25 protein-coding genes, 3 tRNA genes and 1 pseudogene are annotated in these 25,553 nt (G+C 67.7%); 20 read left to right on the top strand and 9 right to left on the bottom strand.

Annotated elements, in window-relative coordinates:
• Positions 1-59: 59 nt before the first annotated feature.
• Positions 60-641 carry a hypothetical protein gene (locus NMQ03_RS06945; RefSeq protein WP_255174969.1) on the bottom strand — a complete coding sequence of 194 codons (582 nt, stop codon included), beginning with the start codon at positions 639-641 and terminating at the stop codon, positions 60-62.
• Positions 642-690: 49 nt separating this feature from the next.
• Positions 691-1,560, bottom strand: a complete 870-nt coding sequence (locus tag NMQ03_RS06950) for an SGNH/GDSL hydrolase family protein (RefSeq protein ID WP_255174970.1) — start codon at positions 1,558-1,560, stop codon at positions 691-693.
• Between the two features lie 79 nt (positions 1,561-1,639).
• Here NMQ03_RS06950 and NMQ03_RS06955 point away from each other — a divergent pair, with 79 nt between their 5' ends.
• Positions 1,640-2,290 carry an alpha/beta hydrolase gene (locus NMQ03_RS06955; RefSeq protein ID WP_255174971.1) on the top strand — a complete coding sequence of 217 codons (651 nt, stop codon included), beginning with the start codon at positions 1,640-1,642 and terminating at the stop codon, positions 2,288-2,290.
• Between the two features lie 57 nt (positions 2,291-2,347).
• On the opposite strand, the gene NMQ03_RS06960 is transcribed toward NMQ03_RS06955, so the two are convergent.
• Positions 2,348-2,578 (bottom strand): RNA-binding S4 domain-containing protein, encoded by a 231-nt coding sequence (locus tag NMQ03_RS06960; RefSeq protein WP_255174972.1) that lies wholly within the window; start codon positions 2,576-2,578, stop codon positions 2,348-2,350.
• 32 nt (positions 2,579-2,610) lie between these two features.
• Here NMQ03_RS06960 and NMQ03_RS06965 point away from each other — a divergent pair.
• From NMQ03_RS06965 to NMQ03_RS06975, 3 genes and pseudogenes are all read left to right on the top strand, one after another.
• Positions 2,611-3,595 (top strand): annotated as a pseudogene (locus NMQ03_RS06965) (DMT family transporter).
• Positions 3,596-3,724: 129 nt separating this feature from the next.
• A complete protein-coding gene (locus tag NMQ03_RS06970; protein ID WP_255174973.1) occupies positions 3,725-5,110 on the top strand; it encodes a glycine--tRNA ligase in 1,386 nt (461 codons plus the stop codon).
• 2 nt (positions 5,111-5,112) lie between these two features.
• Positions 5,113-6,156, top strand: a complete 1,044-nt coding sequence (locus NMQ03_RS06975; RefSeq protein ID WP_255174974.1) for a GNAT family N-acetyltransferase — start codon at positions 5,113-5,115, stop codon at positions 6,154-6,156.
• Positions 6,157-6,226: 70 nt separating this feature from the next.
• On the opposite strand, the gene NMQ03_RS06980 is transcribed toward NMQ03_RS06975, so the two are convergent.
• Positions 6,227-7,051, bottom strand: coding sequence for a 1-acyl-sn-glycerol-3-phosphate acyltransferase (locus NMQ03_RS06980; RefSeq protein WP_255174975.1), 825 nt, complete (start codon positions 7,049-7,051; stop codon positions 6,227-6,229).
• Positions 7,052-7,060: 9 nt separating this feature from the next.
• The gene (locus NMQ03_RS06985) at positions 7,061-7,879 is read right to left on the bottom strand and encodes an alpha/beta hydrolase (RefSeq protein WP_255174976.1); all 819 of its coding nucleotides are present in this window, start codon (positions 7,877-7,879) and stop codon (positions 7,061-7,063) included.
• A gap of 140 nt (positions 7,880-8,019) precedes the next feature.
• On the opposite strand from NMQ03_RS06985, the gene NMQ03_RS06990 reads away from it, so the two are divergent.
• Positions 8,020-9,489 (top strand): YibE/F family protein, encoded by a 1,470-nt coding sequence (locus tag NMQ03_RS06990; RefSeq protein ID WP_255174977.1) that lies wholly within the window; start codon positions 8,020-8,022, stop codon positions 9,487-9,489.
• Between the two features lie 48 nt (positions 9,490-9,537).
• Here the strand turns inward: NMQ03_RS06990 and NMQ03_RS06995 are convergent, their stop codons facing one another.
• Positions 9,538-10,749 carry a globin domain-containing protein gene (locus tag NMQ03_RS06995; RefSeq protein ID WP_255174978.1) on the bottom strand — a complete coding sequence of 404 codons (1,212 nt, stop codon included), beginning with the start codon at positions 10,747-10,749 and terminating at the stop codon, positions 9,538-9,540.
• 132 nt (positions 10,750-10,881) lie between these two features.
• On the opposite strand from NMQ03_RS06995, the gene dusB reads away from it, so the two are divergent.
• The 10 genes from dusB to NMQ03_RS07045 all read left to right on the top strand — a co-directional run bounded on the left by dusB (position 10,882) and on the right by NMQ03_RS07045 (position 19,382).
• Positions 10,882-12,060 (top strand): tRNA dihydrouridine synthase DusB, encoded by a 1,179-nt coding sequence (dusB, locus tag NMQ03_RS07000; RefSeq protein ID WP_255174979.1) that lies wholly within the window; start codon positions 10,882-10,884, stop codon positions 12,058-12,060.
• Positions 12,061-12,106: 46 nt separating this feature from the next.
• Complete coding sequence (locus NMQ03_RS07005) at positions 12,107-13,372, top strand: deoxyguanosinetriphosphate triphosphohydrolase (RefSeq protein WP_255175551.1); 1,266 nt, start codon at positions 12,107-12,109, stop codon at positions 13,370-13,372.
• A gap of 116 nt (positions 13,373-13,488) precedes the next feature.
• On the top strand, positions 13,489-13,812 hold the full coding sequence (locus NMQ03_RS07010) for a hypothetical protein (protein WP_255174980.1): 324 nt from the start codon (positions 13,489-13,491) through the stop codon (positions 13,810-13,812).
• Positions 13,813-13,996: 184 nt separating this feature from the next.
• A complete protein-coding gene (locus NMQ03_RS07015; RefSeq protein WP_255174981.1) occupies positions 13,997-14,986 on the top strand; it encodes an FAD:protein FMN transferase in 990 nt (329 codons plus the stop codon).
• A complete protein-coding gene (locus NMQ03_RS07020; RefSeq protein WP_255174982.1) occupies positions 14,979-15,536 on the top strand; it encodes a ferric reductase-like transmembrane domain-containing protein in 558 nt (185 codons plus the stop codon). Before NMQ03_RS07015 ends, NMQ03_RS07020 begins: the two co-directional genes overlap by 8 nt.
• Positions 15,533-16,801 (top strand): NADH-ubiquinone oxidoreductase-F iron-sulfur binding region domain-containing protein, encoded by a 1,269-nt coding sequence (locus NMQ03_RS07025; protein WP_255174983.1) that lies wholly within the window; start codon positions 15,533-15,535, stop codon positions 16,799-16,801. The genes NMQ03_RS07020 and NMQ03_RS07025 overlap by 4 nt, the downstream gene beginning before the upstream one ends.
• Positions 16,798-17,058: a ferredoxin gene (locus NMQ03_RS07030; protein ID WP_255174984.1), complete on the top strand. Its 261-nt coding sequence runs from the start codon at positions 16,798-16,800 to the stop codon at positions 17,056-17,058. The genes NMQ03_RS07025 and NMQ03_RS07030 overlap by 4 nt, the downstream gene beginning before the upstream one ends.
• A gap of 29 nt (positions 17,059-17,087) precedes the next feature.
• Complete coding sequence (gene dnaG, locus NMQ03_RS07035) at positions 17,088-19,019, top strand: DNA primase (protein WP_255174985.1); 1,932 nt, start codon at positions 17,088-17,090, stop codon at positions 19,017-19,019.
• A gap of 95 nt (positions 19,020-19,114) precedes the next feature.
• Positions 19,115-19,187 (top strand) — tRNA-Asn (locus tag NMQ03_RS07040).
• A gap of 122 nt (positions 19,188-19,309) precedes the next feature.
• Positions 19,310-19,382, top strand: a tRNA-Asn gene (locus tag NMQ03_RS07045).
• Positions 19,383-19,453: 71 nt separating this feature from the next.
• Here the strand turns inward: NMQ03_RS07045 and NMQ03_RS07050 are convergent.
• From NMQ03_RS07050 to NMQ03_RS07060, 3 genes are all read right to left on the bottom strand, one after another.
• Positions 19,454-19,861, bottom strand: coding sequence for a hypothetical protein (locus tag NMQ03_RS07050; protein WP_255174986.1), 408 nt, complete (start codon positions 19,859-19,861; stop codon positions 19,454-19,456).
• Positions 19,862-19,941: 80 nt separating this feature from the next.
• Positions 19,942-20,121, bottom strand: a complete 180-nt coding sequence (locus NMQ03_RS07055; protein WP_255174987.1) for a glycine zipper 2TM domain-containing protein — start codon at positions 20,119-20,121, stop codon at positions 19,942-19,944.
• A gap of 70 nt (positions 20,122-20,191) precedes the next feature.
• Positions 20,192-21,415, bottom strand: a complete 1,224-nt coding sequence (locus tag NMQ03_RS07060; RefSeq protein ID WP_255174988.1) for a multidrug effflux MFS transporter — start codon at positions 21,413-21,415, stop codon at positions 20,192-20,194.
• A 179-nt stretch (positions 21,416-21,594) separates the two neighbouring features.
• Here NMQ03_RS07060 and NMQ03_RS07065 point away from each other — a divergent pair, with 179 nt between their 5' ends.
• From NMQ03_RS07065 to NMQ03_RS07085, 5 genes are all read left to right on the top strand, one after another.
• A complete protein-coding gene (locus NMQ03_RS07065; protein ID WP_159632396.1) occupies positions 21,595-22,446 on the top strand; it encodes a phage holin family protein in 852 nt (283 codons plus the stop codon).
• A 102-nt stretch (positions 22,447-22,548) separates the two neighbouring features.
• The gene (locus NMQ03_RS07070) at positions 22,549-23,172 is read left to right on the top strand and encodes a CDP-alcohol phosphatidyltransferase family protein (protein WP_255174989.1); all 624 of its coding nucleotides are present in this window, start codon (positions 22,549-22,551) and stop codon (positions 23,170-23,172) included.
• Entirely contained in the window at positions 23,172-24,080 is a 909-nt protein-coding gene (locus NMQ03_RS07075) for a DMT family transporter (RefSeq protein ID WP_255174990.1), read from the top strand. Before NMQ03_RS07070 ends, NMQ03_RS07075 begins: the two co-directional genes overlap by 1 nt.
• A gap of 111 nt (positions 24,081-24,191) precedes the next feature.
• Positions 24,192-25,388 (top strand): glycosyltransferase, encoded by a 1,197-nt coding sequence (locus NMQ03_RS07080; RefSeq protein ID WP_255174991.1) that lies wholly within the window; start codon positions 24,192-24,194, stop codon positions 25,386-25,388.
• Between the two features lie 75 nt (positions 25,389-25,463).
• A tRNA-Ile gene (locus tag NMQ03_RS07085) sits at positions 25,464-25,537 on the top strand.
• The last annotated feature ends 16 nt before the right edge of the window (positions 25,538-25,553 follow it).

Genomic DNA, 25,553 nt, shown 5'->3' on the forward strand with positions numbered 1-25,553 from the left:
CCGGGGACCGTCATTCGGTCCCCGGCCTGTTGTGTTGGGGCTGTTAAGTCCCAGGGTGGCTAGCCGTTCATGATGTCGCCGCGGCGCTTCATGTACTCCTCCATGGACAGCTCACCGTTGCTGTACTGCTGGTCCAGCTCCGCGAGTTTCCGCGCCCGGTATCCTTGCGGGCCTGACGGCGGCGGGGGAGTGGCGGGTCCGGAAGACTGCTCCGGTAGCTGCTGCTGGTACGGCGGTTGGTACGGCTGCTGGAAGGGCGGCTGCTGGGGCTGCTGCTGGAACGGCGGTTCCTGCGGAGCGCCGTAACGGGGGTCCGTCATGGGCGGCTGACCGTACTGGTTCGGGATGGGCGGCTCGCCCTGCTGGCCGTCCCGGCGGAAGCCGCCGGATAAGTAGTCCTGCTGGGTGTACCCGTCGCGCGGCTGGTTGCTCTGCGGCCCGGCGGAACCGGGGAATTGGCCATAGCCAGGAAACTGGTTGGAACCCGGGAACTGGTTCGAGCCGGGAAATTGGTTCGGACCCGGAAACTGGCCGGGCAGGCCCTGGTTCCGGTCCCGCCGCGCCATGGAACGCCGGTATGCCCGCATGGCCATGGGGACAACGAAGGACAGGATGATGATCCAGAAAAACAAGCTGCTCACGGTGGCGCGCCTCTCGTGTATTGTCCTTCCAGCCTAACCCCGGGAGGCCTTAGCGGCGGCTGGGCTCAGAAGTTCCGAGCGGACCCTCGCCGGAACCCAGCGGGACGCCCGGGCCAAAGATGGGACCCGGCGTCGGACGCTTGGCCATGACGCCGTCACCCGAGGACTGGCGCCGCAGCCGGCGCAGCACCCACGGGACAAAGTATTCGCGCGCCCACACGAAGTCCCCGCTCCGGGCCTCCCGCCACGTGCGCGGCGGCAGCGGCTTGGGCTGAAGCGGTTCCAGCGAATGCTGCACGTTCAGCGCGTCCAGCACCATGGCGGCAATGGTGTGGTGCCCCAAGGGGGAGAAGTGCAGGCGGTCCTGGTCCCACATTTGCGGGTCGCTCAGCTGCCGCAGCGACCACATGTCCGCGATGACTGCGTCATGGCGGGCTGCCACCGTCCGCAGGTTCTCGTTGTAAATGGCCACCTTGCTGCGGATCCTGCCCAGCACCGAGGAGCCTGTGTCCGGCCCGTTGAACAGCACCACCGTGGCGCCGCCCATGGACAGGATCTGGACCACGGAATCGAGTTTCTCGGCCAGCGCGTCAGGGTCGCCGCCGGGGCGGATGAGGTCGTTCCCGCCGGCGGACAGGGTGACCAGGTCCGGTTTCAGCTCCAGGGCCGGGGCCAGCTGCTGGTCCACGATCTGCTGCAGCAGCCTGCCGCGGACGGCAAGGTTGGCGTACGCGAAATCCGGCTGGGTGCGGCCCAGCTCTTCTGCAACGCGGTCGGCCCAGCCGCGGTGTCCGCCGGGGCTCGAGGGTTCGGGGTCGCCGATGCCCTCGGTGAAGGAATCGCCCATCGCCACATACCGGGTCCAGGGGTGGGATCCGGAGTGGGCGGGCGGGGTCTGGATGGCACTTGCGTCAGTCACGGTCCCTATCCTGCCTTTCACCTCTCTGGCTACGCCAACGTAGGTTGTTACCTACAAGTAACTGGTAAGAATGGAAACCATGACTGACGCCGAAGTATTTCCTGCCCCCGTTGTCCTGTGGTCCCATCCGGAAGACCAGCGCGCCGGCAAGCCGCTGCTGGTGCTGCTCCACGGCTACGGCGCCAACGAGCAGGACCTGCTCAGCCTGGCCGACCTGCTGCCCGGGGACTTCGCCGTCGCCTCGCTGCGGGCGCCCATTGCCATGGGCCCCGGCTTTACCTGGTTCCCGCTGACGGCCTCGATCGAATACTCCCTGGAACGGGTCAAGAAGGCTTCGGCCTACGCGCTGGAGTGGATCGACACCATCCGCGTGGGCCACCCGTCGGTGACCCTGCTCGGCTTCTCCATGGGCATGGCGATGGCCACCACGCTCCTCCGCCAGCGGCCCACGGACTTCGCCGCCGTCGTCGGACTGTCAGGTTTCGTGGTGGACGCCGCCGGCGACCCCACCTTCAAGGACGCGGAGCTGGACGGAACCGTGCCCATGTTCTGGGGCCGGGACCAGCAGGACCCCGTGATCACCCAGGACAAGGTCGAGTTCACCATGGGCTGGGTGCGCAAGCACGTCAAGCTCACCAAGGTGCTGTACACCGGCATGTGGCACGGCATCAACCAGCAGGAGATCGGGCACGTGGGCGAGTTCCTCACCCACGAAGTGCTGAACAAATAGAACGGACGACGGCGGCGCGCCAGTCCCAGCGGCTGGTTCAGTCTGCCCGGCTGCCGGTCAGGCCTCCGGCGCGACTACCCGGACGCTCTGGCCGTTGACCGTGACGGTGTCTCCGTTGTGCAGCTGGCGGCCGCGGCGGTCATCGATCCCGCCGTTGACCTTGACCAGCCCGTTCTTGATGAGTTCCGCCGCCTCCACCCCGTCCTCAACGAGGTTGGCGAGCTTCAGCAGCTGGCCGAGCCGGATCATGCTGTCGCGGATGGGGACGTCCTCAATGGGGTTGCTCATAGAGCAATAATGCCTGAACTAAGGTGGATTCAATGACCTCCCCTTCCCGCCTGCCGGCACTCGCAGGCCTGCCCCTGGCCGTGGGTTCCGGCCTGGCCATTCCCGTCCAGGGCCGCATCAACGGGGCGCTGGGCGCCCGCCTCAATGACGGAATCGCCGCGGCGGCCGTGAGCTTCAGCACAGGCCTGCTGGTCATGATCGTCATTTCCCTGGTCCTGCCGCGGGGACGGGCCGGCCTGGCCGCCATCATCCCGGCGGTCCGCAACCGCGCCTTTCCCCGCATCTATGTGGTGGCCGGTGCCATCGGTGCGTTGTTCGTCTTTGCCCAGTCCTTCACTGTGGGCATCCTCGGTGTGGCACTTTTCACCGTGGCCACCGTCACCGGACAGACTGTCAGCGGCCTGCTGGTGGACCGGCTGGGGATCGGGCGCTGGAAAGAAATCCGTCACCGGCATCCGCATCATTGGCTGCATCCTGACCATCGCCGCCGTCGCGTGGGCCGTGTCGCCCCGGTTCAGCAGCGGTGGCTCAGGGGACGGGGCCGGCTTGCTGGTTCCCATCCTGCTGCCGGTGGCGGCGGGGTTCCTCATGAGCTTCCAGCAGGCCATGAACGGCACCGCCACCCTCCACTACGGCACTCCCATTGCCGCCACGCTGGTCAACTTCGTGGCCGGCTGCACGGTGCTTTGGGCCGCCTTGGCCGTGAAGCTCGCGGTTGCCGGCCCCGCCAACCCGCTGCCGGGGGAGTGGTGGTACTACCTGGGCGGCCCCATGGGCTGCGTGTTTATTGGGCTGGGCGCCCTCCTGGTCCGCAGCCTGGGCGTACTGGTCACCGGGCTGGGCATGATCGCGGGCCAACTGCTCGGCTCGCTGGCCCTGGACCTGGCGCTGCCCGCCCCGGGCACCGTCGTGGCCCCGGCCACTGTGCTGGGGACCCTGCTCACGCTCGGCGCCATCGTCCTGGCAACCCTGCCGTGGCCACGGGGCGCGCTGCGCAGGCAGCGGCCGGTACGCTAGGACACAAGCTTTTCCACGATCTTCCTTCATCCGCCCGAACCGCTGCCCTGCGCCCCACGTGCAAAGCAGTGCCGGGCCTGACAACCCGCGGACCGCACCCAGCGGCCCTGTAGAAATTGGAGTTACCCCATGGCAGCAAAATCCGTCCTCGACCAGGTCATTTCCCTCTCCAAGCGGAGGGGCTTCGTGTTCCAGGCCGGTGAGATCTACGGCGGTTCACGCTCTGCCTGGGATTACGGCCCCCTCGGTGCCGAGCTGAAGGAAAACATCAAGCGCCAGTGGTGGCAGTCCGTGGTCCGCGGCCGCGAGGACGTGGTGGGCCTGGACTCCTCCGTGATCCTGCCCCGCCAGGTATGGGAAGCCTCCGGCCACGTGGAAGTGTTCTCCGACCCCCTGGTGGAATGCCTCTCCTGCCACAAGCGCTACCGGGCCGACCACCTCGAGGAAGAATACGAGGAAAAGAAGGGCCGGCCTGCCGAGAATGGCCTGAAGGACATTGCCTGCGCCAACTGCGGCACCCGCGGCCAGTGGACCGAACCGCAGGAGTTCTCCGGCCTGCTCAAGACCTACCTGGGGCCGGTGGCCAGCGAGGAGGGCCTGCACTACCTGCGCCCCGAAACCGCGCAGGGCATCTTCGTGAACTTCAACAACGTGCTCACCACCTCGCGGAAGAAGCCGCCGTTCGGCATCGGCCAGATCGGCAAGTCCTTCCGCAACGAGATCACGCCCGGAAACTTCATTTTCCGCACCCGCGAGTTCGAGCAGATGGAGATGGAGTTCTTCGTCGAGCCCGGCACCGATGAGGAATGGCACCAGTACTGGATGAAGGAGCGCATGGCCTGGTACACCGGCCTGGGCATCCGCGAGGAGAACCTGCGGTTCTACGAGCACCCCAAGGAAAAGCTGAGCCACTACTCCAAGGGCACCACGGACATCGAGTACCGCTTCGGTTTCCAGGGCTCGGAGTGGGGCGAGCTGGAAGGCATCGCCAACCGCACCGACTTCGACCTCTCCACCCACGCCAAGGCCTCCGGCACGGACCTGAGCTACTTCAACCAGGCCACCAACGAGCGCTACACCCCGTACGTCATCGAGCCCGCGGCCGGCCTGACCCGTTCCTTCATGGCGTTCCTGGTGGATGCCTACACCGAGGACGAGGCCCCCAACGCCAAGGGCGGCGTGGACGTGCGCACGGTGCTGAAGCTTGACCCGCGCCTGGCGCCGGTCAAGGCCGCCGTGCTGCCGCTAAGCCGCAACGAGGACCTGTCCCCGAAGGCCAAGGCCCTGGGCGCGCAGCTGCGGAAGAACTGGAACATCGACTTCGACGACGCCGGCGCAATCGGCCGCCGCTACCGCCGCCAGGACGAGATCGGAACCCCGTTCTGCATCACCGTTGACTTCGATACCCTCGAGGACCAGGCCGTCACCATCCGCGAGCGGGACACCATGAGCCAGGAACGCGTCTCCCTGGACAAGGTGGAAGGCTACCTGGCCGCACGGCTGGTCGGCGCCTGAGCATGGCCATCGAATACCGCGAATGGCGGGACGGCGACGACCTTGCCCTGCTGGAAATCTGGGGCGGTCCGGAGACCGCCCAGGCCCGCCAGTTCCGCGGCGCCCTCGCCGTGTCTTCCAACGGCGGGAACGGCACCCCGTGGCGCCGCTGCATTGTGGCCGAGGACGTTGTTGACGGCGTCGGCATCCCCGTCGCAGCCGGCGTCGTCTATGAAGCCTCCCTGCACCCGGAACGCCTGTGGACGTACGTTGAAGTGGCGCGGGACCACCGCCGCAACGGCATCGGTGCCACCCTCCTCGCCATGCTGCGGCGCGAGGCCGGCCACGCGCCGTCGGGCGTTTCCAAGCTCCGCGCCAAGGTGGAACCGGGAAGCCCCGGTGCTGCGTTCGCCGAAGCCGCCGGGCTGGCACCCATCCAGCGTTCCCGGCTGGTCATCGTGGAGCCGGGAGCCCTGCGGCTGCCCGTTTTCCCGGACAAGGACCACGGCGGCCGCCCCATCGACGGTGAGAACGCCGGTTCCGACATCGTCATGGACCTGGCCACCGGCTCGGTGGAACTGACTGACGTGGTGGGCCGCTACTACACCTCCATCCACGGCTGGGACTCCCCGGGGGTCCTCTCCGTGGGCCAGGTGCAGAAGCTGTTCCTGGACGAGCTCACCGGTGCGCACGGTGCCATCGTGCTCCGCGCCCAGCCGGAATCCGCGTTCGGCCAGGGGGTGTCGCCGAGCAAGAAGGGGCGCATCCGGGCGTTCGCGGTCAGCTACGCCGCTCCCGCCGGGCCTGACGACGCACCCCATACAGACGGCGCCGGGAGCGCAGGCCAGGAGACGCCCACGGACGTCTTCGTCGGCCACGAGCCCTCGCTTGCCGCGGACGACGCTGCCGAGGCGGTACGGGACATGCTCGCCCTGATTGCCTACCAGCACCCGGTCATGCTGGAACTGGACGATTCCATGACGGCCCTGCGCGCCGCCGTCGAGCCTCTCCTGGAGAGCGGCAAAGCCCGGCTGGCGGCCGCCGAGATCCTGGTGGTCTCCGACTAGGTCACTTCCGGCCCCAACGATGGCGCCACGTGCCGTTCCCGGACGGTACGTGGCGCCGTCGTTCGCCCGGCTACTTGGTGCGGGGAGCACGACGGCGGCCCGCGGCTGCGTCGGCAGCGTCCAGCAGTTGCCGCTCGGCGTCTGTTGGTGCACCGCCGCCCAGCCGTGCCGGCATCCACCATGCCCCAGGTTCCGGCCGAAGCGGAAAGTCGGCGATGCAGCGGTCGATTCCCGCCTGCAGCGTGCCGCGCAAAGCTTCCGTTGCCGCCTCAACGTCAACGCCGGCCGGAAATACCACCGGCGCGTCCACATGGACCCGGACCGGCGCCCGCCAGCTGCGGCGGAAGGAAAAGCCGTGCCCCCGGGTCAAGATGCGGTGGGCGCCCCAGATGGATACCGGAATGACCGGAACGCCCGCCTCCGCCGCCATCCGGACAGCCCCCGTGCGGCATTCGCGGACCGTGAAGCTCCTGCTGACCCCCGCCTCGGGGAACACAGCCAGGTATTCGCCTTCCCGCAGCCTGGCCACCGCAGCGGCGTAAGCGTCTGCGCGGCCCGTATATCCCACCACCACGTGGCCGCTGGCGCTGATGGCAGGGCCTGCCAGCCAATGGTCCGCCGCTCCCTGATGGACCAGGAACCGCAGCTGGGCCCGTGCGCGGCGCCACAGGAGGAGTTCGACCACCGCAAAATCCACGTAGCCGAAGTGCGTCACGGCGAAAACCGCCCCGTCCCCGCGGACGGCCATCCGGGAGGGACCGCGGTCCGGTCCCTGTGCTGGCAGGTGCTCCAGCCCGGTGGCTTGAATGTCCAGTTGCAGGGCCCAGCGCAGGAACTGGCCCGTGCGGACGATCAGGCGGTAGAAGCGGTCGTTGGCCGGGGGACGCCAGGGCACAGGAACGGCCTACAGGGTGACGTGGACGGAGGACTCGGGAAGCAGTTCCGTGAAGGCGCGGGACGGCTGGACGCCGGCGCCCGTGCTCTCGGCGAAGGACTTAATGACGAACCCGGTGGCCAACGTCTGCCACACGCGGACCTTCCGCAGCATGAAGTGCCCCACGCCCTTGAGTGACACGTACTGCATACTCGCGGCGTCCGCGGAAGCCCGGCGGGCGAAGGCGAGCGACTGCGAGGGGCTGGTCATGTGGTCGGTGGTGCCGTGGATGATGAGGACTTTCCTGTCGGTGACCCTGTCCGCCGGGGTTTCCGGGCCCAGCCAGGGCGCCAGCGCCACCACGGCCTCCACCTGCGGGTGGTCTGCCGCGCACACGGCGGTCAGCCCGCCCATGGAGTGGCCCAGCAGGAAAACGGGAACGTCGGGGTGGCGTTCCGCGATCTGCTGCAGGGCCCACCGGGCGTCCTGCAGCGGGGACATGTCCGGGCCGTTCCAGCCGCGGACGCTGTTGCGGAGAGACCAGACAGCCAGTCCGTGTTTCCGGCCTGCACGGTGCAGGTGCCTGGCAAAAGGGATCATCCTGGCCGGGCTCAGGTGCCGTGCCTCCACCGGTTCCCGGCTGTGGGCCTTGCCGCCGTGCAGGACCAGGACCACGCCTTTGGTGCTGCCGGATGCTTCCAGGACGCTCAGCACCGGCCGGTGGGCGGGAAGAAGGGGCGCCTGCCCGGCACGCACCGCGCCGCTGTCCGGTGTCCCGTTAGTACCGGTCCCGGCCCCATTAGTACCGGTTCCCCTGCTGCCGGCCCCCTGTGCACCACGGTTGTCCATGCCTGGTTCCTCCCCATCCCGATGGTCCATTTATAAACCCTAAGGCGCCGCACGTAGAGTTCAACCATGAGGTTGTACTGCTGATGGGCGCCGGTCATTCCCACTCTTCCTTGGATCATTCGGAGCCGACGCCCCAGGCGATGGCTGCCCGCAGCAAAGCGAACCGGATCCTGGCTGCGGTGCTCATTCCGTTGGCGCTGCTGACCCTGGCCGGGATGGCCGCGCTGTGGCCGTCCGGCAGCAAGGAGGGGGTCTCGCTCGCCAACCCGTACTCCACCGCCCCCGGGGTCACCTTCGATACCGGCACCATCCAGAACGTGGTCACCGGGAGCTGCATGGACACCAGCCAGCAGGGAACCGGGCAACAGGGGATAAACCAGCAGGGAACAGGCCAACAGGGCCCGCAGCAGGCGCCCGGCAAGGGCTCGGACTGCACCTTCGCCTTCACCGAGCCGGACAAGGGCGGCAGCCCGGTGAAGGTGGTCATCAACCCTGACGTGGCCTCATCCCATGGGGTGAAGTCCGGCGACCAGATCCGGTACCTGAACCTGTCAAACGCCCAGGGTGCCACGGGGTCGCAGGGGTCGCCGGCCTACATCTTCGTGGACTTCGTCCGGACCATGCCCATTGTCCTGCTCGCCGTCCTCTACGCCGTGGTGGTCATCGCCGTCGCCAGGTGGCGGGGGCTCCGGGCCCTGATCGGGCTGGTCGGCGCATATTTCGTGCTGGCAAACTTCCTGCTCCCGGGCCTGGTGGAAGGAAAACCGCCGCTGCTGCTGGCCTTGGTGGGATCCACCGTGATCATGATCGGGGTGCTGTACTTCGCCCACGGATTCTCCGCGCGCACCTCCACGGCACTCCTGGGCACCATCTTCGGGCTGGCCATCACGGCGCTGCTGGCCGCCTGGGCCACGGACGCCGCCAACCTGGCCGGCGTGGGCAGCCACGACGCCGCCACCCTGGTGAATACGTCCTCCAACATCTCCATCTCCGGCGTGATTCTCTGCGGACTCATCATCTCCGGCCTGGGCGTCCTCAACGACGTCACCATCACCCAGTCCTCGGCCGTGTGGGAGCTCTACGAACTGGCACCCGCCAGCAGCGCCCGGAAGCTGTTCACCTCCGCCATGCGGATCGGCCGCGACCACATCGCCTCCACGGTGTATACCATCGCCTTCGCCTACGCGGGCGCCGCACTGCCCATCCTGATCATCGTCATGCTTTACGACCGGCCCCTGATGGACACCCTCACCAGCGCCGAACTGTCCGAGGAAGTCATCCGGACGCTCGTGGGTTCCATCGGGCTGGTCCTGGCCATCCCGGTCACCACCCTCATCGCCGTGCTCGTGGTCAAGGCGACCGGCATCAACGCAGCAGGACCCAGTGCAGCTGGACCCAAAGCAGCAGGGGCCGGCGCGTCGGGTCCCAGTGCAGCAGGGGCCGGCGTGGCCGACGACGGCGGGCACAGCCACGCGGACGACGTCGCGGACACCGGGGCGCTCGCCGCAGCCGCCCTTGAGGAACGCAGCCGGCGCACCGCCGTCGAACCCGGTGTCCTGCCCACGGAAGAGGCCGCCACCCGCCGGGGCCGGCGGGCGGACCGCGGCTGACCTGCATATAAACCGGCGGCGGGGCCTGCCTTCACGGCCTTCGCCGGGTTACTGGTAGTCGGCCAGCCAGAGGTCCGGGCCGAAGACTTCGTACTGGATGTCCTTCGCCCGCACTCCTGCGCCCACCAGGGCGGTCCGCACCGCCTGCATGAAGGGCATGGGGCCGCAGAGGTAATACTCGGCGTCGGACGGCAACTGGACGTCCTTGATGTTCATGAACCCGGAATGCACGCTGCCGTCGGCGGAAGAGCCCCCGCCGTCCGGGTTGAGGAACCAGGCATGGAGGGAAGCATCGGAAAGTGCGGTGAGGTCGGCCGTGACCTGGTTCCGCAGTGCAAACGAGGCAGGGGAGTCGGCCGCGTGCAGGAACAGGACCTTCCGCTGGGAGCCGGACTTGACCAGATGGGACAGCATGCCGGCCATGGGCGTGATTCCGATGCCCGCGCTCGCCAGCACCACGGGCCGGTCAGTGTATTCCAGCACCACATCGCCGAAGGGCGCTGAGAGGGTGACTTCGTCACCCACGTTGACGTGGTCGTGCAGGAGGCTGGACATCTCACCGTCCGGCGCGCCTTCAGTGCGCACGCGCTTGACCGCGAACCGCCGGTGCTGCCCGTCGTCGGCCTGGGTGAGGCTGTACTGGCGCGGCTGCAGGACACCGTCGGGCATCTGCATGCGGATGGTGACGTACTGTCCCGGCAGCGACGGCTTAACCTCCCTCTCGTCGGTCCGCTCCACCACGAAACTGACAACGTCGTCGGTTTCCTGGATCTTTTCGGCCACACGCCAGGTGCGCCAGACAGTTTCCGGGCTCAGCCGGACCGCGTCATAGAGCCCGCGTTCCTTATTGATGAGCATGTTGGCCATGAGCCAGTAGACCTCATCCCAGGCCGCGGCCACCTCAGGTGTCACCGCGTCGCCCAGGACGTCCACAATGGCCCACATCAGGTTGTCGTGCACCACCTGGTACTGCTCAGGACTCAGGCCCAGGGAGACGTGCTTGTGCGAGATCCGGGACAGCAGATGGTCCGGCAGGTGGGTGGGGTCGTTGACCAGGAAGCCGGCGAACGCGGCAACCGAACCGGCCAGCGCCTGCTGCTGCCGGCCATCGGCCTGGTTGCCGCGGTTGAACAGGCCGTTGAGTAGTTCGGGGTGTTCGCCGAACATGTGCTTGTAGAAACGGGAGGCGATCTCCTGGATATGTTCGCCGACGACGGGAAGGGTCGCCTGGATCACGGGGTAAGCGGTGTCGGAAAGCATGGGCAAGTCTCCTTCAAACGTCCTGGCTGGTTGTCCGTCCCCGCGCCACGCTAACAGCCGTCCGAAACCGGGGACAGGTACTTTGGCACTGGACTGGATCCCCGATTTGCCCGGCTTTGCAACAATGGACAGGTGACTGTTGCTGCAACTCCTCCCGCCCCCAAGCTGGAACTCCCGCCCCTGAAGCTGGGACCCCTCACGGTGGACACCCCCGTGATCCTGGCTCCCATGGCGGGCATCACCAACTCCGCCTTCCGCAGGCTCTGCCGTGAGTATGGCGGCGGCATGTACGTGGCGGAGATGGTCACTTCCCGCGCGCTGGTGGAGCGGACACCCGAATCCCTCCGCATCATTTCGCACGACGACGACGAAAAGGTCCGCTCCGTCCAGCTGTACGGCGTGGACCCCGGCACGGTCGGCGCTGCCGTCCGGATGCTCGTGGAGGAAGACCGGGCTGACCACATTGACCTCAACTTTGGCTGCCCCGTCCCCAAGGTGACCCGGCGGGGCGGCGGCTCGGCCCTGCCCTGGAAGATCGATCTCTTCACCTCGATCGTGCAGACCGCCGTCAAGGAAGCCTCCAAGGGCAACATCCCGCTGACCATCAAGATGCGCAAGGGGATCGACGACGACCACCTCACGTACCTCGACGCCGGCCGGATCGCCCGCGACGCCGGTGTCGCCGCCGTCGCGCTCCACGGCCGGACAGCCGCGCAGTTTTATTCGGGCAAGGCCGACTGGTCCGCCATCGCCCGCCTCCGCGAAGCCCTGCCGGACATTCCGGTGCTGGGCAACGGCGACATCTGGTCGGCTGAGGACGCCGTCCGGATGGTCCGCGAAACCGGCGTGGACGGCGTGGTGGTGGGCCGCGGCTGCCAGGGGCGGCCCTGGCTGTTCGGTGACCTGCAGGCCGCGTTCGAAGGCAGCGACGTCCGGCACCGCCCCAACCTCCGCCAGGTGGCCGAAGGCGTGTACCGCCACGCTGAACTGATGGTGGAAACCTTCGGTGACGAGGGCAAGGCCCTGCGGGAGATCCGCAAGCACATCGCCTGGTACTTCAAGGGCTACGTGGTGGGCGGGGAACTGCGCACCCGGCTGGCCCTGGTGACGAGCCTTGAGGTGCTCCGGGACACGCTGGCCGAGCTGGACCTGGACTCGCCCTACCCCGGCGTGGACGCCGAGGGCCCCCGCGGCCGCGCCGGCTCGCCGAAAAGGCCCGCCCTGCCCAAGGACTGGCTGGACTCCCGGGCGCTCAACGAGGACCAGTCCAAGGACATTGCGGCCGCAGAGCTGGACGTTTCCGGTGGCTGACGCATCCCTGGCCGGACACCCGCCCGCGGGCACCCCCACCGCAGCCCTGGCACTGCCGGGCTACGACACGCACGATTCCGCCCGCTGGGTGGAGGAGCCGCCCAAGAGCACGTACCGCTCCGACTTTGAGCGGGACCGCGCCCGGGTGCTGCACTCGTCGGCCCTCCGCCGGCTGGGCGCCAAGACCCAGGTGGTGGCACCGGACACCGACGACTTCGTCCGCACCCGCCTCACCCACAGCCTGGAAGTAGCACAGGTGGGCCGCGAACTGGGCCGCGCCCTGGGCTGCGATCCGGATGTAGTGGACACCGCCTGCCTCAGCCACGACCTCGGCCACCCGCCTTTCGGCCACAACGGCGAATCGGCCCTGAACGAGGTGGCCCACGCCATCGGCGGCTTCGAAGGCAACGCCCAGACCCTCCGGCTGCTCACCCGGCTCGAACCCAAGGTCCTCGCGGCCGACGGCAGGCCCGCCGGACTGAACCTCACCCGCGCCAGCCTTGACGCGGCGTCGAAATACCCCTGGTCAGCGCTGGAAGCACCGGTGATCCACGGGCAGCGGACCAGCAAGTTCGGCGCCTACGAGGACGATCTCCCCATCTTCAACTGGATCCGCGAAGGTGCCCCGGAACGCCGGACCTGCCTCGAAGCCCAGGTCATGGACCTGGCGGACGACATCTCCTATTCCGTGCACGACGTGGAAGACGCGATCGTCGCCGGCCACTTCCAGCTGCGCTGGATGGACAACCCGGACCACCGCGCACGCGTGGTGGGCTACGCCAAGCAGTGGTACCTGCCGCATAACGACCCCGCCGCCATTGACGCAGCCCTCGCCCGGCTGGAAGCCACCGACGTCTGGGTGCGCGAGGCCGACGGCAGCCGCAAATCCATGGCGGCGCTGAAGAACATGACCAGCCAGCTGATCGGCCGGTTCTGCCAGAGCGCCCTGGAAACCACCCGCGCCGTGTACGGGCCGGAAAACCTGACCCGCTACAGCGCCGAACTGATGGTTCCCGACGAAACCGTCATGGAGATCGCGGTGATGAAGGGCCTGGCCACCACCTTCGTGATGACCACAGAGCACCGGCAACCCATCTACGAGCGGCAGCGGGAAGTGCTCCATGCCCTGGTGACCGCCCTCAGCGCCACGGGTGACCGGCACCTGGAGCCGATGTTCGCAGCGGACTGGCGGGCGGCGGACGACGACGGCGCGCGCCTTCGCGTGGTCATCGACCAGGTGGCGTCACTCACCGATGGATCGGCCCTGGCCATGTACGAGCGCCTGGTGGGGAGCCTGCCCTCGCTCTGGTGACCCGCCGTTGGCTCCCGCCCGGACGTCCGCCCGATCAACAGCTTCCTTAAAGCATCTACACAGGAACGAAGCGCACCATGGGAGGAAAGACAGGCCGCTAGGAACGGGAGCTGGTCATGAGTACTCGCAGCAGGGGCAAGCGCCTCGCCACCGGGATCACCGCGGCCGTCGGTGTTGGCAGCTTCGCCGCTGCCGGGGTCGCGGCAGCTGCCGTGTACGCCGCAACGCCGTCTGTCATCGCCAGGACCACTCCAGCCACGGACACCAGCACGCAGGGAAGCACCCCCAAATCCGGTCCTGCCCGCTCCGATGACGACGACTACGGGACCCGCCAGAACAGCAGCCCCCGCCGCTCCAAGAGCTACGGCAATTACGGCAGCACCACGCCGGTCCAGCCAGGCAGCGGGGGTACCGTCCACGGCCGGTCCTCGGGGTCCTGACGTGGCACGTTCCGCTATGGCAGGTCCCGGTGCCCCGGCTACCAGGACCGCAGGGCGCACAGCACCGGCTGGGTGCACACCCCCGGAAGACACAGCACCCCCGCAAGGGCCAGCGTCCTCGGAAGGCACACCGTCCCCGAAAGGCACAGCATCCCCGCAAGACACAGCGCAAACCCGCTGGACTGTGTGGGGGCTTGAGGCCTCGGTCACGGTCACGGAACCGGCACTGCTTGGCGCGGCGGGGGACATTGTCCGGAATGCCGTGGCGGAGGTTGACCTCGCCTGCAGCCGCTTCCGGGAAGATTCGGAACTGATGAGGCTCCAGCCCCAGATGGCGCGGGGTGTCAGCATCAGCCCCATGTTCCGGCTGCTCCTTGAACGTGCCCTGGACGCTGCCCGGATGACCGGCGGCGACGTTGACCCCACTCTCGGCGCCGATCTGGCCGCGTTGGGCCACGGCCCGGGAACGCAGGGCAGTCCGGGGCTCACCAGCGTGCCGGTACCGCCGCAGCCTGTGTCATCCCAGCCGGTACCGCAGCACCCTCTACCGGCACCCCGGGCACCCGGCTGGTCCCGCCTCAAGCTTGGTGCCGGGACCCTCACTGTGCCAGCCGACCTCCGCCTGGACCTGGGGGCGTCGGCAAAGGCTGTCGCGGCCGATCTTGCCGCCGCAGGTGCCTACCGGGAGCTGGGCTGCGGGGTGCTCGTGGGCCTGGGCGGTGACCTGGCCAGCGCCGGGCCCGGACCGCACGAGGACGGCAGGCCCGGCCACTGGCAGATCATGGTGCAGGACCTTCCTGCCGATCCTGCCCAGTACATCTCTCTGGCCCCGGGGTTCGCCGTGGCCACGTCCAGTACGCAGAAACGCCGCTGGAAGCACCAGGGGACGCAGGTCCACCACATCCTTGATCCCCGCTTTGGCCTCCCCGCCGAGCCGGTCTGGCGTTCGGTGAGTGTCGCAGCGCCCACCTGCCTGGAAGCGAACGCTTTCAGTACCGCGGCCATTGTCCGCGGCTTCGCTGCCCTGGACTGGTTCCGGACCGAAGGCATTACTGCCCGGCTGGTGGACAGCCGGGGCAGGGTCGCCACCACTGGCGGCTGGCCGGCGGAAACCTGCAACCCCGGTGGGAGCACCGGGGAAAGCATTACTCCCGGGGGTGGCGGCCATGGATGAGGCGATGTGGGCGTTCGGCCGGGTCAGCGGGTTTGTGTCCCTGGCACTCTTCACCGCGTCGGTGCTGCTGGGCATCCTCAACCGGTCCGGCCGGCCCCTGTTGGTGCTGCCCCGGTTCTCCATCAGCCTCCTGCACCGGAACATCGCACTGCTCGCCGCGGTGTTCCTCGGACTGCATGTGGGCTCCCTGCTCCTTGACTCCTTTGCCAAGCTGAACCCGGTGGACATCGTGGTGCCCTTCCTGGGCTCCTTCCAGCCGTTCTGGCAGGGGCTGGGCACCGTGGCGCTGGACCTTGTCCTGGCCGTGGTGGTGACGGGCCTGCTGCGGCACCGGATCGGGCAGCGCAGTTTCAAGGCCGTGCACTGGCTCAGCTATGGCGTCTGGCCGGTGGCGATGGCGCATGCGTTGGGCAACGGCACTGACGTCTCCAGCGGCTGGTTCCTCCTGCTGGCCGCGGCGTCCGCGGTGGCCGTTGCCGCGGCCCTGCTGTGGCGGCTGAGCCCCTCCTTCCTCGAAACCTCCCACGCCCGGCAAGGAAACCTCCCGTGAGCCACGCCAAGGACACCTACCCGACGACGCCCCTTCACGCCGTACAGGACAACAAGCGGCAGGAACCGCGGCTCCTGGCAGCAGGCCCTGACGCAGGCTGGGAACAGCACCTCGACACCTTCGGGCCCTGGGACCCGCACGCTGCGGGAGCCGGACTGCTGGAGGCGCTCGCCGAGGCTGGACTGACCGGCCGGGGCGGAGCCGCTTTCGAAACCTGGCGCAAAGCCACTGCCGCTGCCGGGTCCGGCCGGAAGGGTTTGTTTACGGCCCGGCCGGTGGTGATCGCCAACGGCGCCGAGGGCGAACCGCTCAGCTTCAAGGACCGCACCCTCCTTACCCACGCGCCCCACCTGGTCATCGACGGGCTGGCCGCCATGGCCGCGGCCCTGGGCGGCGCAAGCATGTATGTCTACGCGCCGGCGGCCGGCCTGCCCCGCGTGCAGCAGGCCGTCGGCGAACGCCCCCGGGGCAACCGGATCCGGGTAGTGCAGGCACCCGAAACCTTCATCTCCGGCGAGTCGAGCGCCGTCGTCAATATGATCGGCAACGGCAGCGCTGTCCCCACCGACCAACGCCGGCGCCTCAGCGAATCCGGCCTTAACGGCCGGTCAACACTGGTGGTCAACGTCGAAACCCTCGCCCAGGTTGCCCTGATCGCCCGTTACGGGGCGCAGTGGTTCCGCCAGGCGGGCACCGCGACGGATCCGGGCACTCGGCTGGTGTCCGTTTCCGGGCCTGCCCCGGTACGGGATGTGGTGCTGGAGGTGCCCGGCGGTGCGCAGCTTTCGGCGGTCCTGCAGGAAGCGGGCATGGACCCTGCCGCCTTGTCCGCCGTCCTGGTGGGCGGCTACCACGGCCGGTGGGTGCGGCCCGCGGCACATGCGCTTTCACCCGTGGGGCCGCCGGACCGGACCGCCCGGCCGGGCGCAGGAGTGATCCATGCCCTGGATCTGCGGACCTGCGGGATCCAGGCGACGGCCCGGATCGTCAGCTACCTTGCGGACCAGTCCGCCAGGCAGTGCGGGCCCTGCATGTTCGGACTTCCGGCCATGGCGTCCGTCCTCAACAGGATCGCCGGAGGGGAAACGAATCCACGCCTTGCCTCCGAACTGGACCGGCTGGGGAGGCTGGTCTCCGGGCGGGGCGCGTGCAGGCACCCGGAGGGGACCACCGGGCTGGTCAGCAGTGCCCTGGAGGTCTTCGCCGCAGACTTCCGCGCCCACCTCTCCGGATACTGCACAGGCCCGGGAGGCGCAGCAGCATGAAGACGCACCTGCATATCGACTGGACCAGCTGCGACGGCCGCGGCCTGTGCGCCGAACTGCTTCCCGGCGTGCTGGACCGGGACGATTGGGGGTACCCCGTGGCGCGCGGGAAGGCAGGCCGCGACAGGACCGACGTTACGCTGCGCGACGCAGACCGGGAAGCCGCACAGGAGGCAGTCTTCCTCTGCCCCAAGCTGGCCCTCAGCCTGCTCGACGGGAGGACACCGGAACCGGGGACGCGGGTGCCCGGGCAGTGACGCCTGGCCGGTGACACTAAGATTGCTGTGTGGCTGGGCTGATTAAACGTGAAGATATTGACGAAGTACGCCAGCGCACGGACATCAAGGAAGTGGTTGACGGCTACGTCACGCTCAAGGGCGCCGGGCTGGGAACCTTCAAGGGCCTGTGCCCCTTCCATGACGAGCGCTCGCCGTCCTTCACTGTCCGTCCCCAGGTAGGCCGTTACCACTGCTTCGGTTGCGGCGAGGACGGCGATGTCATCGCCTTCGTCCAAAAGCAGGACCACAGCTCCTTCCAGGAAGCCGTGGAGAAGCTCGCGTCCAGGATCGGCTACGAGCTCCGCTACGAAGACGGTGGAACCGGCCCCAACCGCGAGGAAGTGGGCCGCCGGCAGCGGCTGCTGGACGCCCATAAGATTGCGGACGAATTCTTCCGTGCCCAGATGCTCACGCCCGGTGCCGCAACGGCCCGCAACTTCCTCTTTGGCCGTGGCTTCGACCGGGCCGCCGCGGAACATTTTGGCTGCGGCTACGCTCCCCAGGGGTGGGACGCCCTCCTGAAGCACTTGCGCGGCCGCGGCTTCACCGACGCCGAGCTCAAGCTCACCGGAATGTTCAGCGAAGGAAACCGGGGCATCTACGACCGTTTCCGCGGCCGCCTCATCTGGCCCATCAAGGACATGGCCGGTGACACCATCGGCTTCGGCGCACGCAAGCTGTATGAGGACGACCAGGGCCCCAAGTACCTCAACACCCCGGAGACCACCCTCTACAAGAAGTCCCAGGTCCTCTACGGCATCGACCTCGCCAAGAAGAGCATCGCCAAAGACAGGCAGCTGGTGGTGGTGGAGGGCTACACCGATGTCATGGCCTGCCACCTTGCAGGGATTACGACGGCGGTAGCCACCTGCGGCACCGCCTTCGGTACCGAGCACATCAAGATCGCCCGCCGGCTTTTGTCCGACGACGGCACCGGGGGAGAAGTGGTGTTCACCTTCGACGGCGACGCCGCCGGGCAGAAGGCAGCCCTGCGCGCCTTTGAAGAGGACCAGCGCTTCACCGCCCAGACGTACGTGGCCGTGGAACCCACAGGCGCGGACCCGTGCGATCTCCGCCTCAGCCGCGGGGACGAGGCGGTGCACGCCCTGATCCAGTCCCGGCGGCCGCTGTTCGAGTTCGCCATCCGCAGCACTCTCAAGCAGTTCAACCTGGACACCGTTGAAGGCCGCGTCCAGGGCCTCAAGGCATCCGTGCCCGTGGTGGCCGCCATCCGCGACGCCTCCACCCGGACGGGCTACTGCCAGGCCCTGACCGGCTGGCTGGGCATGCCGGACCCCAACGAAGTCCTGCGCCTGGTCACCGCAGCCGTCAAGCGCGGCGAGACCGGACGGCCCCCGGCTCCGGGCCAGCCGCAGCCAGGCGGCCCCTCCAGCCCGGCCCCTGCCCAGCCGGGCGGACCCGGCGTAGCTGCCGCGCCGTCGTCGGGCGTTGTCCCCTCCTTCCACCGCCCGGACCCGCGCGATCCTGTGGCTTCCATGGAGCGGCAGGCGCTGGAAGTGGCGCTGCAGCAACCCTCCCTGCTGGCCGGCGGGGTTTGGGACCGTTTTGCCGCTGCCCGGTTCGCTATCCCTGCCTTCCAGGCCGTCCACGATGCCATGCGCGCCACTGGTCCCGGCCTGACCGTCGATCCGGTGCGCTGGGTGGAGCACGTCATGCACGAGGTTCCGGAACCCCTCCGGCCGCTGGTATCCGAGCTCGCCGTCGTGCCGCTGCCGGCCCACACCGAGGAAGCGGTGCTGAAGTACTGCCGCGACATTCTGTCCCGCCTTTTCGAACTCCAGATCACCCGGGTCAAGGCGGACAAGATGGGCCAGCTGCAGCGCCTTGACGCGGCGGCGGACCCGGAGACCTACCAGCGGCTCAACCGCGAGCTGATGATGCTGGAAATGGAACGCCGGGCCCTGCGCGCGGAGTCGTAGGGGTGGCCTGCTCAGCGGATCTGGAGGTGGGCCAGCTCACGGCCGCCCGATTTCGTTTCCGCGCCAACTGTTTGCTAGGCTAATACCCGCTTCATTCCTCCTTAGCTCAATTGGCAGAGCATTCGACTGTTAATCGAAGGGTTGCTGGTTCAAGTCCAGCAGGAGGAGCTTCCATCCCCGTTCCGGCCTCCGGAACGGGGATTTTTGTTTCCTTGCAGGCCCGTCCGGGCCCGGAAAACCGCCGATTTCCCTTCGGCCGGAATCCTTTGCTAATGTCATACCTGCTTCATTCCTCCTTAGCTCAATTGGCAGAGCATTCGACTGTTAATCGAAGGGTTGCTGGTTCAAGTCCAGCAGGAGGAGCGCAACGAAAAATCCCCGTTCCTCCACATGGAGGAACGGGGATTTTTTCTTTCCGCGGGGTGGGAGTCTGTTCAGACGAAATCCATTTCCACCTGCAGGAACCTTTCCGCCTCGACGATGGCCGCCTGGAAGGCTTCCTGCTCCGTGGGGGACTTCCGGGGTTCGCGCGGGCTCCACTCGTGCGGCGCGGAGTGGATCCTCACAAAGCCTGAGTCGGGGGGAGCGTAGAAAATCCCGAAGCGCTGCACCGGCCATTCCGGCGAGGTTTCCGGCGCCACCAGCAGGGCCGCGTTGAAGGCCGGATTGAACCATTGGGCGATGGGCCGGCGGCGGTCTTCCGTGAACAACCCCGCCGCGTACAGCGCCGCGGACTGCTGCCCGGCCTGCGCACACAGCCGCTCCCACCACAGTGGCAGGATCCGGGCGTCGCACCGTTGCCATGTGGCCGGAAGTGGCGGTTGGTTCTGCCAGTTGGGCACGGCATCATTTTATCGCGGGAGGGACCCTGGCGGCAGGGAATGCCGCACCGGCCTGCCACAACAAAATCGCTGCAGGCCGTTCAGCGGCGGCCGCGGGACCCCGGATTCACCCGGTACAGGATCGCCGCGCCTGCCAGCGTCCCCAGGATGATGCCCCAGGCAGGGTTTCCCAGGGCGCGGCCGGTGAAATAACCCACGACGGCGCCCAGCACCGCCCCGAGGAAAAGTCCCCGTCCATTCCGGTGCGGTGTGCGGCTCACAGGCTGCCTTTCGAGGGGGCGGGGACAGGGCCCAGCGGGCCGCAAGAACGGCTCGCATTGGAGGTAGGTCTCAGTGGATCGAGGGTACCGTGCGGGGCCGCACCACCAGCCACAGTGCTGTGATCGCCAGCAGGATGCAGGCCGCCTGCACTGCTCCCATGGGAGCGGCGCTGGTGATGCCGAGCCAGCCCACCACGGGGGAGATGAGCCCGGCCATGAGGAATGTGGCCGCGCCCAGCAGGGAGGCTGCCGTTCCCGCCTGGGCCGCGTGCCCGGCCAGGGCCAGCACCTGGACGCAGGGGAACATGAAGCCGGCGCCCATGATGTAGAACCACAGCGGGACCATCACGCCCCACAGCCCCAGGCCCGCCCGGTCGAAGACCACGATCAGCACCGCCATCAGGAACATCCAGGCCGTGGCGCCCGCCAGGATCCACTGCGGAGGCACAATCCTGATAAGCCGGGAACTGGTCTGCACGCTTACCACGATGCCCAGGGAGTTGATGCCAAAGAGCAGCCCGTACTGCTGGGCGGAGAACCCGAACACATCCTGGAAGAGGAACGGCGAGGCCGACAGGTAGGTAAAGAGGCCGCCGAAATTGAAGCCCGCCACCATCAGCAGCCCCACGAAGATCCGGTCGGTAAACAGCGCCCGGTAGCGTTGCCGGGCGGTCATGCCGCTCCGGCCCCGCTTTTCCGGCGGAAGCGTCTCGCGGACCAGGAGCAGGGCGGCCACGATGACCAAAGTCCCGTAGGCAGCCAGGAACACGAAGATGCCGGGCCACGGCATGACCAGGAGCAGCTGTGAACCGATCACGGGGGCAAGGATGGGCGCAAGCCCGTTGACCAGTGACATCCGGGAGAACATCCGCACCATGGCGTAGCCGGAAAACAGGTCCCGCACCATGGCCATGGCCACTACGCCGCCGCCGGCGGCGCCCACGCCCATCAGGACGCGGAAGATCCCCAGCGTGGTGATGTCCGTGGACAAGGCCGCGCCCAGGGATGCTGCGATGTGCAGGGCAGTTGCCAGGATCAGCGGAGTCCGGCGGCCGAACTTGTCGCTGAACGGACCCACCACCAGTTGACCGAACGCGAAACCGACCGTGGTGCCGTCCAGGGTGAGCTGGACCTGCGCCTCGGTCACCCCCAGGCTTGCCTCCAGCGCCGGAAAGGCGGGCAGGTAAAGGTCGATGGTGAACGGACCGAGGGCCGTCAAGGCACCCAGAAGGAGGATGTACAGAAGCTTCCGGCGGCGGGTCAGCAGGTCGCCCGGATTGGGGGGATTGGTCACGGAGAACAATCCTAGGCCCGGCCACGGCGGTTTTTGCAGCGTTGTAGGCCGCGCCGTCCGGCAAGCCCCCAAGTTCGCCCTGAACCTGAATGGTAGTTTTGGTGGCGTGGACTGTGCGGCTGCACATTTCCGCACTAAATGGATGCAGTATCGACTCATGAACCAGTAAGGCGGAACCGATGAGCGGACGTCACAGCGGGCGTACCAGCCCGGGATTGCGTATCACTGCGCTGCCCGGGACGGCAAGACTCCTTTTCCGGTTGGCCCCCCGCCAGCTCAACGACGAGATCGCCTTCGCCAAGATTGAACTCAAGCGCAAGGGCGTCCAGGTGGGGGTGGCGGCGGCCTTCTTCGCCGTGGCGCTTCTGTTCCTGGCGCTGCTGGTGGTCGGCCTGATCGTCGCTGCCATCATGGGGCTGGCCACCATCATGCCCGCGTGGCTGGCAGCCCTCCTGGTTTCCGCCGCTTTCCTGCTGATAGCCCTCGTCGGGGGCCTGGTGGGCCTCGCCCGGTTCAAGAAGGCCATGCCGCTGATGCCGGAGGAAACCATCCGTGGCATCAGGCACGATATCGGGGTCGCCCGCGAAGGTTCCGCCTTCAACCCGGCCGTCCTGGATCCTGAGAGCCCGGAAGCCAAGGCTGCGAAGGCCGCCAAGGCCGAGGCAGCCGCCAAGGCAAAAGCCGAGAAGGAAGCCAAGGCCGCCCGGCACGACCAGGAGTTCCCGCACGCATCCGAACCCGAGCTGGTGCGCCGCCTGAGCCAGCGCCGCCACCACCTCACCGAGGTCCGCGACGAGCTCGGCACGGAACTGGACGTCAAGACCCAGGCACGCTATGTGCTGGCCGCCGCCCAGGTCAAGGCGCGCGAAGGCCAGGTACTGGCCCAGCGCGGCCTGGACGAGGCGGGGCAGCGGTTTGCGGCCCTGTCCGCCTCCGCTGACCTGCCCAGGCGCTGGAAGCCGCTGACGGCCCTTGTCGCCGCCGGTACGGTCCTGGTGGTCCTCCTGCGCAGGCTCCTGCGCGCCAACTAGGCCCCTGTTCCGCCACGCAACATTCCGGCGGACGCTGTTTCCGCCTGTGAAGGCACAACCGAATGACAGCGCCGCGGCGCAGCAGGAAGGAGAGGGGGACGGGTGAAGTTCATAGGTGCAGGCGCCCGCCCCGGCCGTCCCCAGGTGGACCATGACCGCGTGGTCACTATTCCCAATCTGCTCACCGTGGTGCGGTTCATGGGTGTTCCGCTCTTCATCTGGCTGGTCCTGGCCCAAAAGGAGTACGGGGCAGGCGTGATCGTCTTGGCTGTCATGGCAGGGACGGACTGGATTGACGGCTACATCGCCCGCCGCTTCGACCAAGCCTCCAAGCTGGGCAGGGTCCTTGACCCCATCGCCGACCGCCTTGCCCTACTGGCGGTGGCCTTCACCCTGGTGATTGCCGGCGTCGTGCATTGGCTGTACCTGGCCGCGCTGGTGGTGCCCGATGCCGTCCTGCTGGTACTGACTCTCTCCCTCTTCCGCGGCCACCCGGACCTCCCGGTCAGCGTGGTGGGGAAGGTGCGGACCGGGCTGCTGCTTTTGGGCACGCCGCTGCTGGTCCTGTCGCGGATGGACACCGGGTTTTCCGGCCAGCTCTTCGCCGCCGCCTGGGTGGTGCTGGGCCTGGGCCTGGTGGGTCACTGGATTGCCGCGTACAACTATTTCCGGGCCATGCTGCGCAAGGGCCGGGCATTGAAACAGCACGACGGCGGGAACGGCTGATGGTGTGGTTTGCCGTCGGCCTGGCGGTGCTTGGCGCCTTCTGCCTTGCGTTGGGCGCGCAGCGCCAGGGCAGCGCCGTCAAAGCCGATACCGGTGGCCTGGCCCTGAGCTCCAATGGCTTCCTGCGCCTCCTGCGCAATCCCCGGTGGATGCTTGGACTCCTGCTGCTGTGCACCGGCATGGCGATGAATGCCGTCGCCCTGGTCTCCGCACCGCTCACGGTCATCCAGCCCATCGGCGCCATTGCCCTGGTGATCACCACAGTGGTCAATGCCCGGGACCAGGACCTGACCATCAACCGCGCCACGGCGGTGTCGATTGCCGCGTGTGTCACCGGATCCGCGCTCTTCGTCCTCCTGGCGGTCAACGTCACCCAGGAGAACCACCATGTCAGCCCGGAGGATGAGCTCACCATCGTCCTGCTGCTGGCCCTGGCGGTGGGACTGTTCGGCACGCTGGCGGTGACGTTCAAGCACCGGATGAACGCGTTCATCTACATCCTCGGCGCCGGCATTCTGTTCGGCTTTGTGGCAGTCCTCACCCGGATCATCGGCAAGCACCTCCTGGATCCGAATGGCCTGTTCCTGCTGAATGTCCAGTGGTATTCGGTGGTGGCCATTGTCGCGGCCGGCGGCCTGGGGTCCTGGTTCGTGCAGAGTGCCTACTCCACCGGTCCGCCTGACCTGGTGATCGCCGGACTCACGGTGGTCGACCCCATGGTGGGCATCGCCATCGGCATCATCATCCTGGGCGAACTGCGCCCCGACGTCCATGCCGTCATGGCCATTGCGATGGGAACGGCTGCCGCCCTTGCTATCGTTGGGGTTATCGCCCTTTCCCGGCACCACCCGGAGGTCACCAAGCGCAAGAAGGACGCGCGGAAGGCCGCCGGCAGGCCGTCCCACTAGTCCCTTCCCGTCCGTAACCAGCAATCCCACGAAGCCCGGCGCCTTGCGCCAGCGGCCAACCGTGCTGTCAGTTCCAGGCTGTCCGCACCGTGACCATCAGGAGTACTCCCCATGACCACGCCCGCCGACCAGCGCCCCCTGACCATCCTCATCGCCGCAGACACCTACCCCCCGGACGTCAACGGTGCGGCCCAGTTTGGCTACCGGCTGGCCAAGGGAATGACTGCCCGGGGCCACAACGTCCATGTCCTGGCGTCCCGTGACAGCAAGGGAAAGAGCTTCACCGAGTTCCGCGAGGAAGCAACCGTGCACCGGCTCCGCTCGCACAAGGCATTCACGCATGAGACCTTCCGCCTCTGCTTCCCCTGGGAAATCAAGAAGGAAATCAGCCTCCTCTTCGACCGGGTCAAGCCCGACGTCGTGCACATCCAGAGCCACTACATGATCGGCGAGCACGTGCTCTATGAGGCCGTGAAACGCGGCGTCCGCATCATTGCCACCAACCACTTCATGCCCGAGAACCTCAACCCCTTCCTGCCGTTCCCGCAGTGGTTCAAGGACATTATTGGGCGGGTCTCCTGGAAGGACATGGGCAAGGTCATGAGCCAGGCGGACGTGGTGACAACGCCCACGCCGCTTGCCGCCCGGGCCATGCACGAGCACGCGTTCCTCCGCAAAGTCCTGCCCCTGTCCAACGGCATCGACTCCGCCGCCTACGAACTGCAGCCCGGTGAACACATCGAGCCGCACGCCCACCCCACCGTCCTGTTCGCCGGCCGCCTCGCCGAGGAAAAGCACGTGGACGTGCTGATCGAGGCCATCGGCAAAACGCCGCCGGAGCTGAACGTACACCTGGAGATCGTGGGCGGCGGCGAAGTGCGCTCCGCCCTGGAGGACCTGGTGAGGCGGCTCGGCCTCACCAGCCGGGTCAAGTTCCTGGGCCTTGCCAGCGACGAGGAACTGCGGACCGCCTACATCCGTGCCGACCTTTTCTGCATGCCCGGAACGGCGGAACTGCAGTCCCTGGTGACACTGGAAGCGATGTCCGCCTCCACCCCCGTGGTCCTGGCGGACGCCATGGCGCTGCCGCACCTGGTTCGCGACGGCGGGAACGGGTACCTCTTCACCCCCAACGACAGTGACGACCTCGCCAAGAAGATCACGCAGGTGCTGGAACTGCCCAAGGACGAACAGCAGGCCATGGGCCGCGCCAGCCGGCAGATGGTGGAGCCCCACAGCATCCAGGGGACGCTGCAGACCTTCGAGGACCTGTACCGCGGCGCCTCCTACGATGACAAAGTGGTCTGAACCCTTTCCCGGGTTTGCTAGAGTGTTTTTGCCCTGCCGGAGCACGGCGCCCGAACACCTGCTCCCGGGGCTTGGGGGGCTATAGCTCAGCTGGTTAGAGCGCGGGACTCATAATCCTAAGGTCCTCGGTTCAAGTCCGAGTAGCCCTACCTCGACCGCGGCCGA

This window comes from Arthrobacter sp. DNA4 (assembly GCF_024362385.1).
Taxonomy (GTDB): Bacteria; Actinomycetota; Actinomycetes; order Actinomycetales; family Micrococcaceae; genus Arthrobacter.

Bases quoted from the DNA above. Each gene is read 5' to 3' on its own strand.
- NMQ03_RS06955 (WP_255174971.1), top strand. From the start codon at position 1,640: ATGACTGACGCCGAAGTATTTCCTGCCCCCGTTGTCCTGTGGTCCCAT.
- NMQ03_RS06960 (WP_255174972.1), bottom strand. From the start codon at position 2,578: ATGAGCAACCCCATTGAGGACGTCCCCATCCGCGACAGCATGATCCGG.
- NMQ03_RS06970 (WP_255174973.1), top strand. From the start codon at position 3,725: ATGGCAGCAAAATCCGTCCTCGACCAGGTCATTTCCCTCTCCAAGCGG.
- NMQ03_RS06975 (WP_255174974.1), top strand. From the start codon at position 5,113: ATGGCCATCGAATACCGCGAATGGCGGGACGGCGACGACCTTGCCCTG.
- NMQ03_RS06985 (WP_255174976.1), bottom strand. From the start codon at position 7,879: ATGGACAACCGTGGTGCACAGGGGGCCGGCAGCAGGGGAACCGGTACT.
- NMQ03_RS06990 (WP_255174977.1), top strand. From the start codon at position 8,020: ATGGCTGCCCGCAGCAAAGCGAACCGGATCCTGGCTGCGGTGCTCATT.
- NMQ03_RS06995 (WP_255174978.1), bottom strand. From the start codon at position 10,749: ATGCTTTCCGACACCGCTTACCCCGTGATCCAGGCGACCCTTCCCGTC.
- NMQ03_RS07010 (WP_255174980.1), top strand. From the start codon at position 13,489: ATGAGTACTCGCAGCAGGGGCAAGCGCCTCGCCACCGGGATCACCGCG.
- NMQ03_RS07020 (WP_255174982.1), top strand. From the start codon at position 14,979: ATGGATGAGGCGATGTGGGCGTTCGGCCGGGTCAGCGGGTTTGTGTCC.
- NMQ03_RS07030 (WP_255174984.1), top strand. From the start codon at position 16,798: ATGAAGACGCACCTGCATATCGACTGGACCAGCTGCGACGGCCGCGGC.
- NMQ03_RS07065 (WP_159632396.1), top strand. From the start codon at position 21,595: ATGAGCGGACGTCACAGCGGGCGTACCAGCCCGGGATTGCGTATCACT.
- NMQ03_RS07075 (WP_255174990.1), top strand. From the start codon at position 23,172: ATGGTGTGGTTTGCCGTCGGCCTGGCGGTGCTTGGCGCCTTCTGCCTT.
- NMQ03_RS07080 (WP_255174991.1), top strand. From the start codon at position 24,192: ATGACCACGCCCGCCGACCAGCGCCCCCTGACCATCCTCATCGCCGCA.